15 protein-coding genes are annotated in these 14051 nt (G+C 66.4%); all 15 read right to left on the bottom strand.

Translation table 11 applies throughout. The features are described 5' to 3' along the window. Positions 1-23: 23 nt before the first annotated feature. Positions 24-779 (bottom strand): SDR family oxidoreductase, encoded by a 756-nt coding sequence (locus M8R19_RS29155; RefSeq protein WP_249919659.1) that lies wholly within the window; start codon positions 777-779, stop codon positions 24-26. A 40-nt stretch (positions 780-819) separates the two neighbouring features. Beyond that, on the bottom strand, positions 820-1875 hold the full coding sequence (dmpG, locus tag M8R19_RS29150) for a 4-hydroxy-2-oxovalerate aldolase (RefSeq protein WP_349654716.1): 1056 nt from the start codon (positions 1873-1875) through the stop codon (positions 820-822). Further along, a complete protein-coding gene (locus M8R19_RS29145; protein WP_249919657.1) occupies positions 1872-2786 on the bottom strand; it encodes an acetaldehyde dehydrogenase (acetylating) in 915 nt (304 codons plus the stop codon). The genes dmpG and M8R19_RS29145 overlap by 4 nt, the downstream gene beginning before the upstream one ends. Continuing rightward, positions 2783-3004, bottom strand: a complete 222-nt coding sequence (locus M8R19_RS29140; protein ID WP_249919656.1) for a tautomerase family protein — start codon at positions 3002-3004, stop codon at positions 2783-2785. Before M8R19_RS29140 ends, M8R19_RS29145 begins: the two co-directional genes overlap by 4 nt. Before the next feature lie 32 nt (positions 3005-3036). Then, positions 3037-3843: a 2-oxo-3-hexenedioate decarboxylase gene (dmpH, locus tag M8R19_RS29135; RefSeq protein ID WP_249919655.1), complete on the bottom strand. Its 807-nt coding sequence runs from the start codon at positions 3841-3843 to the stop codon at positions 3037-3039. After that, positions 3840-4637 carry a 2-oxopent-4-enoate hydratase gene (gene dmpE / locus M8R19_RS29130; protein WP_249919654.1) on the bottom strand — a complete coding sequence of 266 codons (798 nt, stop codon included), beginning with the start codon at positions 4635-4637 and terminating at the stop codon, positions 3840-3842. Before dmpE ends, dmpH begins: the two co-directional genes overlap by 4 nt. 43 nt (positions 4638-4680) lie before the next feature. Next, a complete protein-coding gene (locus M8R19_RS29125) occupies positions 4681-6141 on the bottom strand; it encodes a 2-hydroxymuconic semialdehyde dehydrogenase (protein WP_249919653.1) in 1461 nt (486 codons plus the stop codon). A 160-nt stretch (positions 6142-6301) separates the two neighbouring features. After that, positions 6302-7357 carry an NADH:ubiquinone reductase (Na(+)-transporting) subunit F gene (locus tag M8R19_RS29120; protein WP_249919652.1) on the bottom strand — a complete coding sequence of 352 codons (1056 nt, stop codon included), beginning with the start codon at positions 7355-7357 and terminating at the stop codon, positions 6302-6304. Positions 7358-7367: 10 nt separating this feature from the next. Beyond that, positions 7368-7724: a phenol hydroxylase subunit P4 gene (locus M8R19_RS29115; protein WP_249919651.1), complete on the bottom strand. Its 357-nt coding sequence runs from the start codon at positions 7722-7724 to the stop codon at positions 7368-7370. A gap of 67 nt (positions 7725-7791) precedes the next feature. Then, the gene (locus M8R19_RS29110; protein WP_249919650.1) at positions 7792-9312 is read right to left on the bottom strand and encodes a YHS domain-containing protein; all 1521 of its coding nucleotides are present in this window, start codon (positions 9310-9312) and stop codon (positions 7792-7794) included. A gap of 13 nt (positions 9313-9325) precedes the next feature. Next, positions 9326-9595 carry an MmoB/DmpM family protein gene (locus tag M8R19_RS29105; protein ID WP_249919649.1) on the bottom strand — a complete coding sequence of 90 codons (270 nt, stop codon included), beginning with the start codon at positions 9593-9595 and terminating at the stop codon, positions 9326-9328. Between the two features lie 9 nt (positions 9596-9604). After that, positions 9605-10597 (bottom strand): ferritin family protein, encoded by a 993-nt coding sequence (locus M8R19_RS29100; protein WP_249919648.1) that lies wholly within the window; start codon positions 10595-10597, stop codon positions 9605-9607. 44 nt (positions 10598-10641) lie between these two features. Further along, entirely contained in the window at positions 10642-10926 is a 285-nt protein-coding gene (locus M8R19_RS29095; RefSeq protein ID WP_249919647.1) for a phenol hydroxylase subunit, read from the bottom strand. Between the two features lie 9 nt (positions 10927-10935). Next, positions 10936-11865: a catechol 2,3-dioxygenase gene (locus tag M8R19_RS29090; protein WP_249919646.1), complete on the bottom strand. Its 930-nt coding sequence runs from the start codon at positions 11863-11865 to the stop codon at positions 10936-10938. A gap of 419 nt (positions 11866-12284) precedes the next feature. Beyond that, positions 12285-13976: a sigma 54-interacting transcriptional regulator gene (locus tag M8R19_RS29085; RefSeq protein WP_249919645.1), complete on the bottom strand. Its 1692-nt coding sequence runs from the start codon at positions 13974-13976 to the stop codon at positions 12285-12287. Positions 13977-14051 lie beyond the last annotated feature (75 nt).

Raw genomic sequence — 14051 nt, 5'->3', positions numbered from 1 at the left:
TCGTAGCGCACGCAGACTCCGGCTCAGGGCAGGCCCCGGCGTCTCCCGGAATCCAGCATCAGGGCCGAGCCGGTCATGGCGGCGGCTTCCTCCGCCAGCAGCAGGGAGACGGCCCAGGCCACCTGCTCCGGCGTAGTGAAGGCGCCGATCGAAGACTCGGCACGCATGGCGTCGAGCACCGCCTCATGGCTCAGGCCGCGCTGGGCCGCACGGTCGGCGACCACACGGTGCAGCCGTTCGGTGTCGGCGGGCCCGGGGGCGATCAGGTGGGCGGTGATCCCCCGCGTACCGTAGGCCAGGCTGAGCTGGCGTATCAGGTTCATCAACGCCGAGTTGGCCACCCCTGCCGCCGCCGCATAGGCGGAGGGCTCGAAGCCGTAGTGACCGCCGATGGCCACCAGCCGCGCCCCGGCGACCAGGTGGGCATCCAGAGCCCGGACCAGGCGCAGCATCCCGCCCACCTTGAGGTTCATGGCCTCCGCCAGGGCGACCGGCGGCGCCTCCAGCACCCCGCCGGCTACCGTCACTCCCGGCCCATGCACGGCCATGCGCACGGGCCGGTCGATCCTGCCGGCGATCCGTTCGATCGCTTCGTCGCTGGCAAGGTCGGCGACACAGCCCAGCACGCCGGCATGTCGTTCGCCCAGCGCAGCGAGGTCACCCTCGCTGCGCGCCACGGCCAACACGTCCAGGCCACAGGCCCGCAGCCTCGCGACTATCGCCTGCCCGAACGCGCCGGTCGCGCCGACCACCACGGCCAGCTCCGCACCCGTTCCCATGACTTCTCCTCCGTTTTGCGTCGGTGAGCGTGGCGCGGCCTCAGGTGGGCAACCAGCCCCGTTCCCTGGCCATGGTCATGGCGGTGTCGAGGATCATGTCTTCCTGGCCGCCGATCATCTTCTTGCGTCCCAGCTCGACCAGGATGTCGCGCGCCGGCACGCCGAAGCGTTCGGCGGCGCGCTTGGCGTGCAGCAGGAAGGTGGAATAGACGCCGGCGTAGCCCAGGGTCAGCGATTCGCGGTCGACGCGCACCAGGTGCTCCATCATCGGCACGATGATGTCTTCGGCGACGTCCATCAGCTTGAACAGGTCCACGCCGGTTTCGATGCCCATGCGCTCGCACACCGCGGCGAACACTTCCAGCGGGGTGTTGCCGGCGCCGGCGCCCAGCCCGGCCACCGAGCCGTCGATGCGGCTGGCCCCGGCCTCGATGGCGGCGATGGAGTTGGCGATGCCCATGCCCAGGTTGTGGTGGCCGTGGAAGCCGATCTCGGTCTGCGGATCGAGCACCTCGCGCAGGGCGCCGACGCGGGCCTTCACGTCCTCGGGGAGCATGTAGCCGGCGGAGTCGGTGACGTACACGGTTTGCGCGCCATAGGACTCCATCAGCTTGCCCTGCCTGGCGATGCCCGCCGGGTCGTTGAGGTGGGCCATCATCAGGAAGCCCGAGGTGTCCATGCCCAGCTTGCGGGCGAAGGCGATGTGCTGCGGCGAGGTATCGGCCTCGGTGCAGTGGGTCGCCACGTGCACGCTGCGGGCGCCGCAATCGTAGGCCGAGCGCAGTTCGGCCATGGTCCCCAGGCCAGGGATCAGCAGCACCGACACCTTGGCCTGCTTCATCCGGCTGGCCACGGCGGAGATGTATTCCTCGTTGCTGTGCGGGGCGAAGCCATGCTGCAGCGAGTTGCCGCCCAGGCCCGCGCCATGGGTGACCTGCAGGTAGGGAACGCCGGCGTCGTCCAGGGCCGTGGCCACTTTTACCATCTGCTCGACGCTGATCTGCTCGCGCTTGGCATGCATGCCGTCGCGCAGGCACATGTCATGCAGGATGACCTTCCGCCCCTTGAGGCCGGAACCGTTCGACTGGCTCATCAGGCCACCTCCGTCGCTTCGAGTTGGATCTTGCCGCTGAGGATTTCCTCGGCGAACATCTCGGCGGTCCGCGTGGCGGCCGCCGTCATGATGTCCAGGTTGCCGGCGTAGGTCGGCAGGTAGTCGCCGAGGCCGGCGACCTCCATGAACACCGAGACCTTGTTGCCGTCGAACAGCGGCCCGTTGACCAGCCGGTAGCCCGGCACGTACTTCTGCACCTCGCCGATCATCTGCAGGATCGATTCCGTCACGCGCTCGCGGTCGGGCTCCTGCTCGGTCAGGCAGTAGATGGTGTTGCGCATGATCAGCGGCGGCTCGGCCGGGTTGATGATCGCCAGGGCCTTGCCGCGCTTGGCGCCGCCGACCTTCACCAGCGCGTTGGAGGTGGTGTAGGTGAACTCGTCGAGGTTGGCGCGGGTGCCCGGACCGATGGACTTGGACGACAGGCTGGCGACGATCTCGGCATACTCGACCGCCTGGATGCGGGACACCGCATGGACGATCGGGATGGTCGCCTGTCCGGCGCAGGAAATCATGTTGACGTTCATCTCCAGCTTTTCCGCATGCTGGCGCAGGTTGACCGGCGGCACGCACAGCGGGCCGATGGCCGCCGGGGTCAGGTCGATCATCAGCACGCCCAGGGCGTTGAGCTTCCTGCTGTTCTCCGCGTGGACGTAGGCGCTGGTGGCGTCGAAGGCGATCTGGATGTTGTCGTCCTTGATGTGCGGCAGCAGCCCGTCGACGCCTTGCGCGGTGGTCTTCAGCCCCAGCTCGCGCGCCCGCGACAGGCCCTCGGACTCAGGATCGATGCCGACCATCCAGACCGGCTCCAGCAGGGGGCTGCGCTTGATCTTGTAGATCAGGTCGGTGCCGATGTTGCCCGAGCCGATCAGTGCGCATCGTATTTTCTTCATTGGCTTTGCCCTTCGTTGTTCGCGGCTTTCTCAGCGGCCTGCGCCCTGTTCATTCCAGCGACGTAGAACTCTTCGGCACCGTGCTCGGTGATCAGGATGCGCACGGTTTCCGCGCCGCACTCCAGGCTCCGGCTCACGGCCTCGGTGACCGCCGCGGCGACGCGGCGTTTCTGCTCGGCGGTGCGCCCGACGAGCATGTGCATTTCAATGATTGGCATGGCTGAGTTCTCTCGAACCTTGGTTGTTGTTCTCACTCGGTGAAGCGGATGGACACGCTGCCCAGTTCCTGGAAGCGCGCGACCACGCAGTCGCCCGGCTTCACCGCGACGGCCTCGGTGATCCCGCCGCTCATGACGAAGCTGCCGGCGGGCAGGGTCTCGCCGAGCTCGGCGAGGATGTTCACCAGCATGGCGATGGCTTCCGCCGGGTGCCCCAGCACGGCGGCGGAAGCGCCCAGCGCGACGATTTCGCCGTTCTTCTCCAGCACCACGCCCAAGGTCCGCAGGTCCACGTCCTCGACGTAGCGGGGCCGCCCGCCGCCGACGAAGCGCGCCGAAGAACCGTTGTCGGCGACGACGCTGGGCAGGTCGAACTTGAAGCCGGAAAAACGCGAGTCGATGATCTCCACCGCCGGCAACACATGGTCCGTGGCGGCCAGGACGTCCTCGGCCGTGCAGCCGGGCCCCCACAGGTCCTTGCCGATGACGAACGCCACTTCGCACTCGACGCGCGGGTGCACCAGCAGCGCGGTGGAGATCGCGGCGTTCTCCGGGCAGGCCATGCGGTCGGTGAGGAAGCCGATGGAGGGCACGTCGACGCCCATCTGGCGCATCTTCGCCCGGGAAGTCAGGCCGGCTTTCCAGCCCACCAGCCTGTGGCCCTGGGCCAGGAAGCGGCGGCGCAGCTCGCTCTGCACCGCATAGCCATCGGCGACGGTCATCCGCGGGTATTCGTCGGTCAGCTTGGGGATCGCGTAGGCGCGGCGCTGCGCGCCTTCGACGCGCTCGCACAGGCGCACTATGTCTTCGCGGGACAGCGTCAGGTCGAGGTTGCTCATACCGCGCTCCTCCCGCTGAACCTGACCCGGCAACTGCCCACGCCACCGACGGTGCAGACCAGTTCGTCGCCGTCGGCGACCGGGACCAGGCTCGACTGCGAGCCGGACAGGATCACCTCGCCCGCCTTGAACGGGATGCCCAGTTCGCCCAGCGTGTTGGCCAGCCAGGCCACCGCATTGGCCGGCGAACCCTGCACGGCGGCGCCGGCGGCAGTGGAGAACAGCTCGCCGTTCTTTTCCAGCACCATGCCCGCCAGGGTGATGTCGACCTGGCGCGGATCGGCCTTGGCCTCGCCCAGCACATACACGCCGCAGGAGGCGTTGTCGGCCACGGTGTCCTGGATCTTGATCTGCCAGTCGTCGATCCGCGAATCGACGATCTCGAAGCACGGCATCACGTAGTCCGTCGCCCGGATCACGTCCATGGCGGTGACGCCGGGCCCCTGCAGGTCGGCCTTGAGGACGAAGGCGAGTTCCGCCTCCGCCTTGGGCTGGATCAACCCGCCCAGGTCGATGGTGTCGCCGTCGCGGTGGACCATGCCGGAGGTCAGCATGCCGAAGTCCGGCTGGTAGACGCCGAGGAATTCCTGCACCGGCTTGCTGGTGGCGCCGATCTTCTTGCCGACGATGCGCTCGCCGGCGGCCAGGCGCCGGGCGACGAAATGCTGCTGGATGCGGTAGGCATCCTCGATGCTGATGTCCGGCTCGCGCTGGAGCAGCGGTGGCACGCTGCGCCGGGCGACGAACGCCTCGTACAGCTCATTGCCGTATTGCTCGATCTTGTGATTGTCCATGGGGGTCTCGAACGGTCTCGGTGGGGAGCCGCGGCGGCTCAGCTCAGAGCTTCACGCAGACGTTGCGTGTCTCGGTGTAGAACTCCAGCGAATGCACGCCGCCCTCGCGGCCGATGCCCGATTGCTTGGAGCCGCCGAAGGCGGTGCGCAGGTCGCGCAGGAACCAGCTGTTGATCCAGGTGATGCCGACCTCGATCCGGGCCGCGACGCGGTGGGCGCGGGACAGGTCGTTGGTCCAGATGGTGGTGGACAGGCCGTACTCGGTCGCGTTGGCCAGGCCGACGACTTCGGCCTCGCTGTCGAACGGACGGATGTGGCAGCAGGGGCCGAAGATTTCCTCGCGGACCACAGCCGCGCTCTCCGGCAGCCCGGTCCAGATGGTCGGCTGGACCCAGGCGCCCTCGGCCAGCTCGCCCGGCATATCCGGCACGCCGCCGCCGGTCACCACGCAGGCGCCCTCCTCGACCGCCTTGCGGTAGTAGGACAGTACCTTCTGCCGGTGCTCCTGGCTGATCAGCGGGCCGTAGTCGGCGGCGGAATCGTCCGGCCGGCCAAAGCGCACGGCCTCCGCTTTGGACTTCAGGGCCTGGACGAAACGCTCGAAGATCGGCCGTTCGACGTAGACGCGCTCGGTGCCCAGGCACACCTGGCCTGAGTTCAGGAACGCGGAACGGAAGATGCCGTCGACCGCGGCGTCGAAATCGCAATCGGCGAAGACGATGCCGGCGTTCTTGCCACCCAGTTCGAACGACACGTCGCGCATGCCCTGCGCGGCAGCCTGCATGATGATGGTCCCGGTGCGGGTCTCGCCGGTGAAGGTGATCGCGTCCACCCCCGGATGGCGGGTGACGAACTCGCCGGCCGAATCCGGGCCGAAGCCCTGCACCACGTTGTACACGCCCTTGGGAACCCCCACGGCGTTCATCACCTCGCCCAGCAGCGCGGCGGTCGCGGGGCTCTCCTCGGACGGCTTGACCACCACGCTGTTGCCGCAGGCCAGCGCCGGGCCGACCTTCCAGGTCATCAGCATGAAGGGCGCATTCCACGGGCAGACCACGCCGATCACCCCCTTGGGCACGCGCAGCGCGTAGTTCAGCGCACCGCGCCCGTCCGGGGTCGGCGTCTGGAACGACTCGCTGGCGACGTTCTTCACCACGTCGGCGAACACTTTGAAGTTGGCCGCCCCGCGCGGAATGAAGACGTGCTTCATGACGTGCGCCGGCTGGCCGGTGTCGGCCATCTCGGCCGCCACGAAGTCGTCGAAGCGGCGGGTGATCTCGTCGGCCACGCCATACAGCAGGTCGACCCGCTGCTCGGTGCTCAGGCTCCCCCACTCGCCCTGCAGGGCGCTGCGCGCGGCGTCGACGGCCGCGTTCACTTCCGCCTGCCCGGCCTCGGCGATGGAGGCGATGACCCGGTTGTCCAGTGGAGAGCGCTTCTCGAAACGCCTGCCGCTGGCGGCGGCGACGAACTCTCCGGCAATGAAATTCTCGATGTGACGCATGGCAGCTCCGCTCTCTGGTTGGCGCCCGTTCCCGCAACCCCGGCTGGGTTGGCGAACCCTGTTGCCGCGAGTCTAGGAAATGGTTTTCATACCGACTAATACTTTTATCCTTGAGAGGAGATACCTAAAAGGTATCCCCTCCGAAGGCCCCGGATGCCGGCTAGATCGCCTTGAACAGCGGGCTGCGTACCTGCTGGGCATCGGCGGCCGAGATGAATTTCTCGGTGTAGATGTCGCGCTCGAACAGGCGCCCCTGCATCAGGGTGGTGATGCAGGCGTCGATCATCAGGGGCGGTCCGCACAGGTAGGCCTTGTGGCCGCGGAAATCGTTGGCGAAATGGACTTTCGCCGCGTCATGCACGAAGCCCCGCAGCCCCTCCCAGGCCGAGCCTTCCGGCTCGTGGGACAGCACCGGCACGTAGTGGAAGTTGCCGAAGCGCGCCGCCAGTTCGAGGAACGCCTGGTGGTAATACAGTTCCTCGCGGTTGCGCTGGCCGTAGACCAGGGTGATCGGCAGCGTGCAGCCCTCCTCCAGCAGGTCGAGGATCATCGAGCGGGGGCTCGACAGGCCCGAGCCGCCAGCCATGAAGATCAGCGGGACCTGGGCCGACTTCTTGACGAAGAAGCGCCCGTAGGGGCCGCTCAGGGCCACCCGATCACCCGGCGCCAGCCGCTCGTGGATGTAGCCCGTGCCCTGGCCGCCCGGCACGATGCGGACGTTGAGTTCGATCTCCTCCGCCTGGGCTGGCGAGCTGGCGATGGAGAAGGCGCGGGAGCCGATGCCGTCCGGCAGTTCGAAGTTGATGTACTGGCCGGCCTGGAAACGCAGCGGCTCGTCCAGGCGGATCCAGATGCCCTTGATCGTCGGCGTGAGCCGCTCGATACGGCTCACCACCCCGACGTAGTCGCGCACCGGGAGGTTCTCGGCGTCGACGTCTTCCTCGATCTCGGCCTCGATCACCAGGTCGCTCTGGGCGGTGGCGCAGCAGGCCAGGCACTTCTGCTCCTCGCGCTCGAAGTCCATCAGGGCGAAGCTGGAGGCCTCGCCGTGCTCCACCTCGCCGTCCACCACCTGGACCTTGCAGGTGGCGCACAGGCCGTGGCAGCAGGCATGGGGCAGGTAGATGCCGGCCCGCAGCGCGGCATCGAGGATGGTCTGGCCTTCCTCGATGGCGATGGTCTGGCCGAGCGGCTCGATAGTCAGTTCGTAGCTCATCTCGCCTCCGTCAGCCCAGGCGGCACAGGCTGTTCAGGGCCGGCGTGCGCAGGCGCAACTGCTCCTTGTGGCCGATGCCGTTGGCGGCCAGGCTCGTGTTGAAGTCCGGTACCCAGGGGCGGTTGCCCTTCAACCACTCGACCGCCTGCCAGTCGATGGCGGCAGCGTCCGGGTCGGCCTGCAGCAGCGGCTGCAGCGCACCCTCCAGCATCTCGCCGAAGGGCGTTTCCGGCGGCAGGCAGAGCAGGAAGGGCGCGGCGAACAGCAGGTGCCGGTCCCAGCTGACGTAGAGCAGTTGCTTGCCGGCGAAGTTTTCGACGCGGTCACGGGGAACGGCGGTGTAGTCGCCCAAGGTGGCTACAGGCATTGTGCTTCTCCTTTCTTGTTATCGAAGGGGCGCGCTGGCGCACGGGGCCGCCAGGCGCCCTGCTCTATCAGTGGTTGGAGGTGGCCAGGTCGCGCCATTGCTGGAAGTTGCCCTGGTCCTGGGAGCCGACGAAGTCGCCGTTGTCCTGGCCGTCGCGCAGGCTGACCCAGTCCATCCAGGCGGCCAGGTCGCCGTTGAGCGGCGCCTGGAACAGCTGCGGCATCGGCAGCCAGGCCTGCACGTACTTCTCCGGCTCGTTCTCGAAGATGCTCTGGCAGTGGTCCGAGCAGAAGTGGTACTTCTCGCCCTGGTAGTCGACCTCCCGGTGGCAGAGCAGCGTCGGGTCCGCCGGCTCGGTGAACACCGCGGGCAACTGGCAGCACTGGCACAGCTTGGCCAGGCCGAAGTTCTTGAACGGGGTGCCGGCCTCCGCCAGCTTGCGGATGTGCTGCCAGCGCGGCCGGTAGTACTTGTCGAAGGTCTCGGGGTACTTCTCGGACAGCCAGGCCATGTCGGCGTCGGACGGAATCCAGCTGTGGAAGGCGGTGCCGAAGCTCCACTGGTACAGGCCCAGCATCAGCTGGTGGGACATGTGGTCCACCGCGGCCTCGGCGTCGTCCCAGCCCTTGGGCGGGCGGATGCCGTAGCGCGCCAGGTCGCGGAACAGCGCGCTGCCGTTCTCCACGCCGTAGATGTTCCAGGCCTCGCGCCAGGACATCACGCGCTTGGGCAGCATGTAGTCCATCATGGTGCTGACCAGGCTGAGCACGCGCACGCCGCGCCAGAACCACTTGTCGATCCAGCCCTGGACGATCGGCAGGTTGTCCGGCGACTGCTCGAGCATGAACTTGATGCACTCAAGCCCCAGGGTCATGTGCCGCGCCTCGTCGGACTGGGCGGAGAAGCCGAAGGTCACCGTCGCCATGTCGCCGTTGTAGGCGGCGCCCGACATGAAGGGTACGAACAGCAGGTTGGTCAGCACGTACTCGAAGGAGAAGCCGATGGCGATCATGAACTCGAACGGCCCGGCGCTCATGGCGTCGTCGAAGAACGAGCGCGCCACCGAGGTGTACCAGATGCGGTCGCGCTGGTCGGCGAAGGCGTGGAAGCCGTTGTAGTACTTGTTGTAGTTGGACAGCGCGTGGATCTGCGTCTGCGCGTGGCGGATCTCGTCGATCGCCTGCATCTGGCAGGCCACCTGGGTGCCGACCCCGGGGAACTCGCGGCCGACGCGGGCGAAGCCCTTGTGCGCGGCGTACTCGCCCGGGCTGATGGCCTGCAGGAAGATCTTCAGCGCCGACAGGTAGCGGGCATCGGTGATGTGCAGGTGGCCGTTGTTCTGCGCATGGGCGTCGATGATTGCGTAGAACTTGCGCTCCTTTTCCGCCTGGTACTTCCAGTAGGCGTCCATGGTCAGGCGGAAGGGGTCCTCCCACTGGTCCCAGTCGTGGATCTTGATGCCCTCGTAGTGCACGTAGGGGAACAGCTCGTCCTTGGTCCGGTAGGAAGGTTCCCAGCCCAGGTCACGGGTGAAGCACTTGTATTTCTCTTTCAGGCTCAGCTTCTTGTTCGAACTTTTCATGTCCATGACGGCGTCTCGCTCAGCTATCCCAGGTCAGGGTCAGGGTGTCTTCGTCTTCGTCGACGTTGCCGGAAAGCGTGATCAGGTTGATCTGCAGTTCCTGCAGGTCGAAGCTGCGGCCGATCTGCTCCTCGATGGTGTCCTTGCGGATCACCAGGCGGTTGGGCGCGTCGATCTTCACCATCGCCGGCTCGCGGTGCACCACCGCGCGGGGGTTGTCGATCTCGATCGCCTCGATGATCGGGCGGGTTTCTTCGTTGGCTTGCAGGGCAATGAATACGGTCGACATGGTTCCCCCTCAGAGCGCGATGCCGTTCTTTTCCAGACGCGCCTTGAAGGCGCCCACCTGTTCGCTGACCACTTCGTCGGCCTGCGAGCCGAACACCAGCTCGACCACCGGCAGCAACGCCGAGGCCGCGCGATCACCCCAGGTAACGCTCCAGGCCCGCAGTTGCTCGCGGTTGTGCTCGGACTCGGCCGCGGCGACCTTGATCACCGCATCGACCCACTTGCGCGTCTCGTCGAACCAGTCGCTCATGAACTGGGTGAGCATCGCCACCGCCGAAGCGCCGCGGCTCGACAGGTAGTCATCGACGATGCGCTCGTAGACCAGCGGATAGAGCAGGCCATCGAGGCAGGCGTTCTGCGCCATGAACAGCTCGAACGGGTCGCGCACCGTCATGCTGTCCTCGACGTAGCGGCGCAGCGGCTGCCAGGCCAGGGCGTCGAGCCAGGCGCCCTTGCCGGCTTCCAGGGCCTCGGTGCCGCCCAGCAGCAGGCCGAGGCGCGACAGGTACTGGGCGCTGCCCAGGTTGTCCATGGCGTGGTACATGCAGGGCTGGGTGAAGGTGGTGCCGAAGCCGTAGCCGCAGATGAAGGTGTTGTTCTGGTTGGCGCCCCAGGCCGCGTGGCGCAGCGGCACCAGCACGTCGAGGGCCAGTTGGCGCAGTTCGTCCGGCAGCATGTCGGCCAGGCCACGCGATTCGACGAAGTCGAAATTGGCCTCGGCAGTGTCCTGCTGGCGGGCGCGGGACAGGGTGTAGGTGCTGTAGAAGAACTGCCGGGGGTCCTTCAGCGCGTACCAGTCGCGCATGACGATGCGGCTGATGGTCGGGTCGTAGAGTTCCTGCTCCGGCGCCCAGGTGGGCCGGTAGTGCAGGTTCTCGCTGGCCTGGATGTCGTAGCTGCCTTCCTGGTAGCGCGAGGCCGGCTTGTCGCCGAAACGGCGGGCCAGGTGATCGAAGGTCTGGCGCAGCGGCTGGATGCTCACCGTGCGGAGGTCGATTTGCATGGGTCTCTCCTGAGGGCGCCGGAAAACGTTGGCGCCGCTCCTGGTCATTGTCTGAAGCGGGTCTGGGTGGCATCTGCCAAACGCCAGTCCCAATCGCTCGTGTCACTGTCCGCGTCCGTTCTGGGCGGCAGGATTTCCACCTGGTTGGCCGTGCAGAATTCGGCGAAGGCCTCCGGGCCCAGGATCATCTCGACGAACAGCTCCGGCTCGCCGATGGCGAAATCGAATTCGACGAAATCCTGGCCACGGCTGCCGGTGACGCGCACGAAGCGGCGGCGGGTATCGAGCCTGGCCGGCACCAACTCGCGGGGGCGGTTCGAACGAGTCATGGCGGCCCCTCAGGTCACGACGGTGAGGAAGGTTTCGTGCAGCTTGCGCTGCGGGTAGTCCAGGCCCTGGGCGAAGTTGTCCCAGGTCCAGGTCAGCGGCTGGTAGTCCGGGTACGGCTGGTAGCCGCCCATGAAGGTCTCGAAGCGATTGCCCGAGGGATCCCAGGCGTAGATGGTGCAGCCGCGGGTGACGCCGTGGCGGGTCGGGCCGATGTCCACCGCGACTTCGTTCATCGACATGATGTCGCCGGCGCGCAGCACCTGTTCCCAGGTGTCCATGAGGAACGAGCAGTGGTGCAGCTTGCCTTTCTCGGGGTATTCGACAAAGGCGATGTCGTGCACCTTGTGCGAACAGGACAGCCAGATCGCCGCGTTGGCGTCCCCTTCGGGGTTGAGTACCCGCTCCACCAGGTAGAACCCCAGCACCTCGGTGAAGATCTTCTGCACCTCGGCGACGTTCGGGCCATACAGCAGGCAGTGGTCGAGGCGCACCGGCGCGATGCCGTGTTCGCGCTGGGCGTTCCATGGCGCCGGGTTGACGTAGGAGATACCGTTGCCCACGCTGGTCTTTTCCGCGTAGAGCTCGATGAGGTGGCCCGAGGGCAGTTCGAAGCGCACCCGCTCGCCGGTTTCCAGCAACTCGCCGGCCGGGATGCGGGTGGTTTCCAAGCCATAGGCCCGGAGGTCGGTTTCCAGCTTGTCGAGGGTCGCCTTGTCCAGCACCTTGAAGCCGAAGAAATCCAGGCCGGCGCTTTCCGCCTCGCGAATCACGTAGCTGTTGTGGTCGCGCTCGTCCCAGCATTTGAAATACACCCGCCCCTGGGCATCCCGGCCGGTTTCGACCAGGCCCAGCACATCCCGGTAGAAGCGGATGCCTTCTTCGAGGTTCAGCACCCTGACCTGGGCATGGCCGGGTCTCAACACACCTGTCATCGCCATTTCTTGTCTCCTTTATCGGCTCGATGAACATGGAGAAGTCTTCCTGGCCGAATGGCCGTTCGAGGCTTCCCACAGTGCCGTGTCGCGCACTTGCAGAGAGTCATTGCAGAGACGGTGCCAGAAAATATAACTATCTGTTTTTCAAGTATTTTTTAATGAAATACAGGCTGCCGGGAAGGTGCCGGGCCTGACGCTTTTGTCCAGTGGCCAGGGGCGCCTTACAAAAGCGTCAGGCACACCTGGACAGCGGGCCCGGAAATCACCCAGGAAAAAGCCCGGTACCTCCCGTCAGCGGGCGGTCCGGGCAAAGGAGCACGATGAAAACCGGTGATGATGGCCCGTCTGTCGGCCGTACCTGACCAGAGTCAGGCACGGCCCGGGGCCTTGCTCATCGGAGCACGTGGGGATGTTCGCTTTCGTCAGTTGTCGCCGGGGCAATGCCCGGCTTCGCCGCCCTGCTTCAGGCGGTACGCCAGTTGCCGCCGGGTGATGCCGAGCAGGCGGGCCGCGTGGGTCAGGTTGCCATGGGCCCGGCGCACCGCCAGCTCCAGGAGGCGCTGCTCATGGGCCTGCAGGTCGAAGCCTTCGTCGAGCAGCTTGTCGTAGAGCTGTTCGCGCCGCGCCTCGTCCGCGCTGCCCAGCTGGCCGTGCCGGTTGAGGACGCCACCCTGCGGTGCGAAAGGCGTGGCCCCGGAGAACAGGTGCTCGACCTCGATCAGCGCGCCAGGCTGTACCAGCAGCACGGCGCGCTCGATGAGGTTCTCCAGCTCGCGGACGTTGCCCGGCCAGTCGTACGCCATCAATGCCTGCAGGGCGCGATCGGTCAGCCCGGGCAAGGCCTTGTGGTAGATCGGCGCATACTTTTCCAGCAGGGAAGAGACCAGTGCCGGAATGTCCGCCTTGCGTCCCCGCAAGGGCGGGATCACCACCGGATAGGTCGCCAGGCGGTAGTAGAGATCCGCGCGGAAACGCCCTTCGGCGATGGCTTTCTGCAGGTCGACGTTGGTGGCGGCCACCAGGCGCACGTTGACCTTGCGGGCCTTGTCGTCGCCCAGGCGCTCGACCTCGCCGGTCTGCAGGACGCGCAACAGCTTCACCTGGGCCGAGGGCGAAAGGTCGCCCAGTTCGTCGAGAAACAGGGTTCCGCCATCGGCGCGTTCGAAACGCCCGGGGCGCGACTGTTGCGCCCCGGTGAAGGCGCCCTTCTGGACGCCGAACAGTTCGGACTCGATCAGGTCGTTGGGAATCGCCGCGCAGTTGACGGCCACGAAAGGCTGATCGGCGCGGCAGCTGTTCTCGTGCAGCCATTGCGCGAAGACTTCCTTGCCAACCCCGGTTTCTCCCAGCAACAGCACGGTAATGGGGCTGTTGGCGGCGCGGCTGAGCAGGTCGAAGGCGGCACGGAAGGCCGGGGAGCTGCCGACCAGCTTGTTGGGCGGCAACTGCTCGCGCTGGTGGCCGCGCAACTGCACCAATTCCTTCTCCAGGGCCTGCAGCGGATTGTCGACGTCATCCTTGCGGAAATACTCCAGGTGGGCGTCGTCTCCCCAGGCTTCCACGGGCTTGCCGACCATCACGCAATGGTGGTCGCCACGGCAGGTGCATTGCGTCTCGCGGAACACGATGAAGCGCTTGAAGAAGCGCGTCGTGTAGCCCGACGCATAGCCGGCCAGGCTCCAGCAGGCGGTCTCCTCGCTGGTGCCGAACTGCTGCAGATGGGCCTCGGCCTCCCAGGAATTGCTGCACTCCACCTCGCCGAAGAAGCTGCCTTGCTCCCAGTCTATCTGCGCATCGGTGATGCGTGAGCGGACCAGCCCCTCGAAGGCATGCAGCTCCGGCCCGATCTGGAAGACATCGTAGTTGTCCCCCTCGCCGATCAACTTCGACGCCAGGTCGGCATCCTGCTGCCCGGCGGCGAAACCCATGCGGAAGAGCAGGCCCTGGGCACGCTTGGCCCCCAGCGAGTCGTACAGCTCACGGCGCATTGCGCTGAAAGCCTTGGCATGCAACAGGAGCATCCGACTTTCATTCAGCCAGATCTGGCCGGCTTCGATGTCGAAACGCAGCCTCGAGCGCAGATTGAATCGTTCTATCAATTGCAGTACTGCCACGATTGTCTTCCTGCACCACGGGTACGCCGGCGGAAGGATGGCCTACCGCAGCGGCGCCCGGTGGATTGTCGTTTT

This window comes from Pseudomonas sp. R3.Fl, assembly GCF_023516765.1.
GTDB classification, from domain to species: Bacteria; Pseudomonadota; Gammaproteobacteria; order Pseudomonadales; family Pseudomonadaceae; genus Pseudomonas; species Pseudomonas citronellolis.
This window is presented reverse-complemented; position numbering and strand designations above follow the sequence as displayed.

Excerpts from the sequence above, each read along its gene's own strand:
- M8R19_RS29155 (WP_249919659.1), bottom strand. The coding sequence starts at position 779 with ATGGGAACGGGTGCGGAGCTGGCCGTGGTGGTCGGCGCGACCGGCGCG.
- M8R19_RS29145 (WP_249919657.1), bottom strand. The coding sequence starts at position 2,786 with ATGAAGAAAATACGATGCGCACTGATCGGCTCGGGCAACATCGGCACC.
- M8R19_RS29140 (WP_249919656.1), bottom strand. The coding sequence starts at position 3,004 with ATGCCAATCATTGAAATGCACATGCTCGTCGGGCGCACCGCCGAGCAG.
- dmpH (WP_249919655.1), bottom strand. The coding sequence starts at position 3,843 with ATGAGCAACCTCGACCTGACGCTGTCCCGCGAAGACATAGTGCGCCTG.
- dmpE (WP_249919654.1), bottom strand. The coding sequence starts at position 4,637 with ATGGACAATCACAAGATCGAGCAATACGGCAATGAGCTGTACGAGGCG.
- M8R19_RS29125 (WP_249919653.1), bottom strand. The coding sequence starts at position 6,141 with ATGCGTCACATCGAGAATTTCATTGCCGGAGAGTTCGTCGCCGCCGCC.
- M8R19_RS29120 (WP_249919652.1), bottom strand. The coding sequence starts at position 7,357 with ATGAGCTACGAACTGACTATCGAGCCGCTCGGCCAGACCATCGCCATC.
- M8R19_RS29115 (WP_249919651.1), bottom strand. The coding sequence starts at position 7,724 with ATGCCTGTAGCCACCTTGGGCGACTACACCGCCGTTCCCCGTGACCGC.
- M8R19_RS29110 (WP_249919650.1), bottom strand. The coding sequence starts at position 9,312 with ATGGACATGAAAAGTTCGAACAAGAAGCTGAGCCTGAAAGAGAAATAC.
- M8R19_RS29105 (WP_249919649.1), bottom strand. The coding sequence starts at position 9,595 with ATGTCGACCGTATTCATTGCCCTGCAAGCCAACGAAGAAACCCGCCCG.
- M8R19_RS29100 (WP_249919648.1), bottom strand. The coding sequence starts at position 10,597 with ATGCAAATCGACCTCCGCACGGTGAGCATCCAGCCGCTGCGCCAGACC.
- M8R19_RS29095 (WP_249919647.1), bottom strand. The coding sequence starts at position 10,926 with ATGACTCGTTCGAACCGCCCCCGCGAGTTGGTGCCGGCCAGGCTCGAT.
- M8R19_RS29090 (WP_249919646.1), bottom strand. The coding sequence starts at position 11,865 with ATGGCGATGACAGGTGTGTTGAGACCCGGCCATGCCCAGGTCAGGGTG.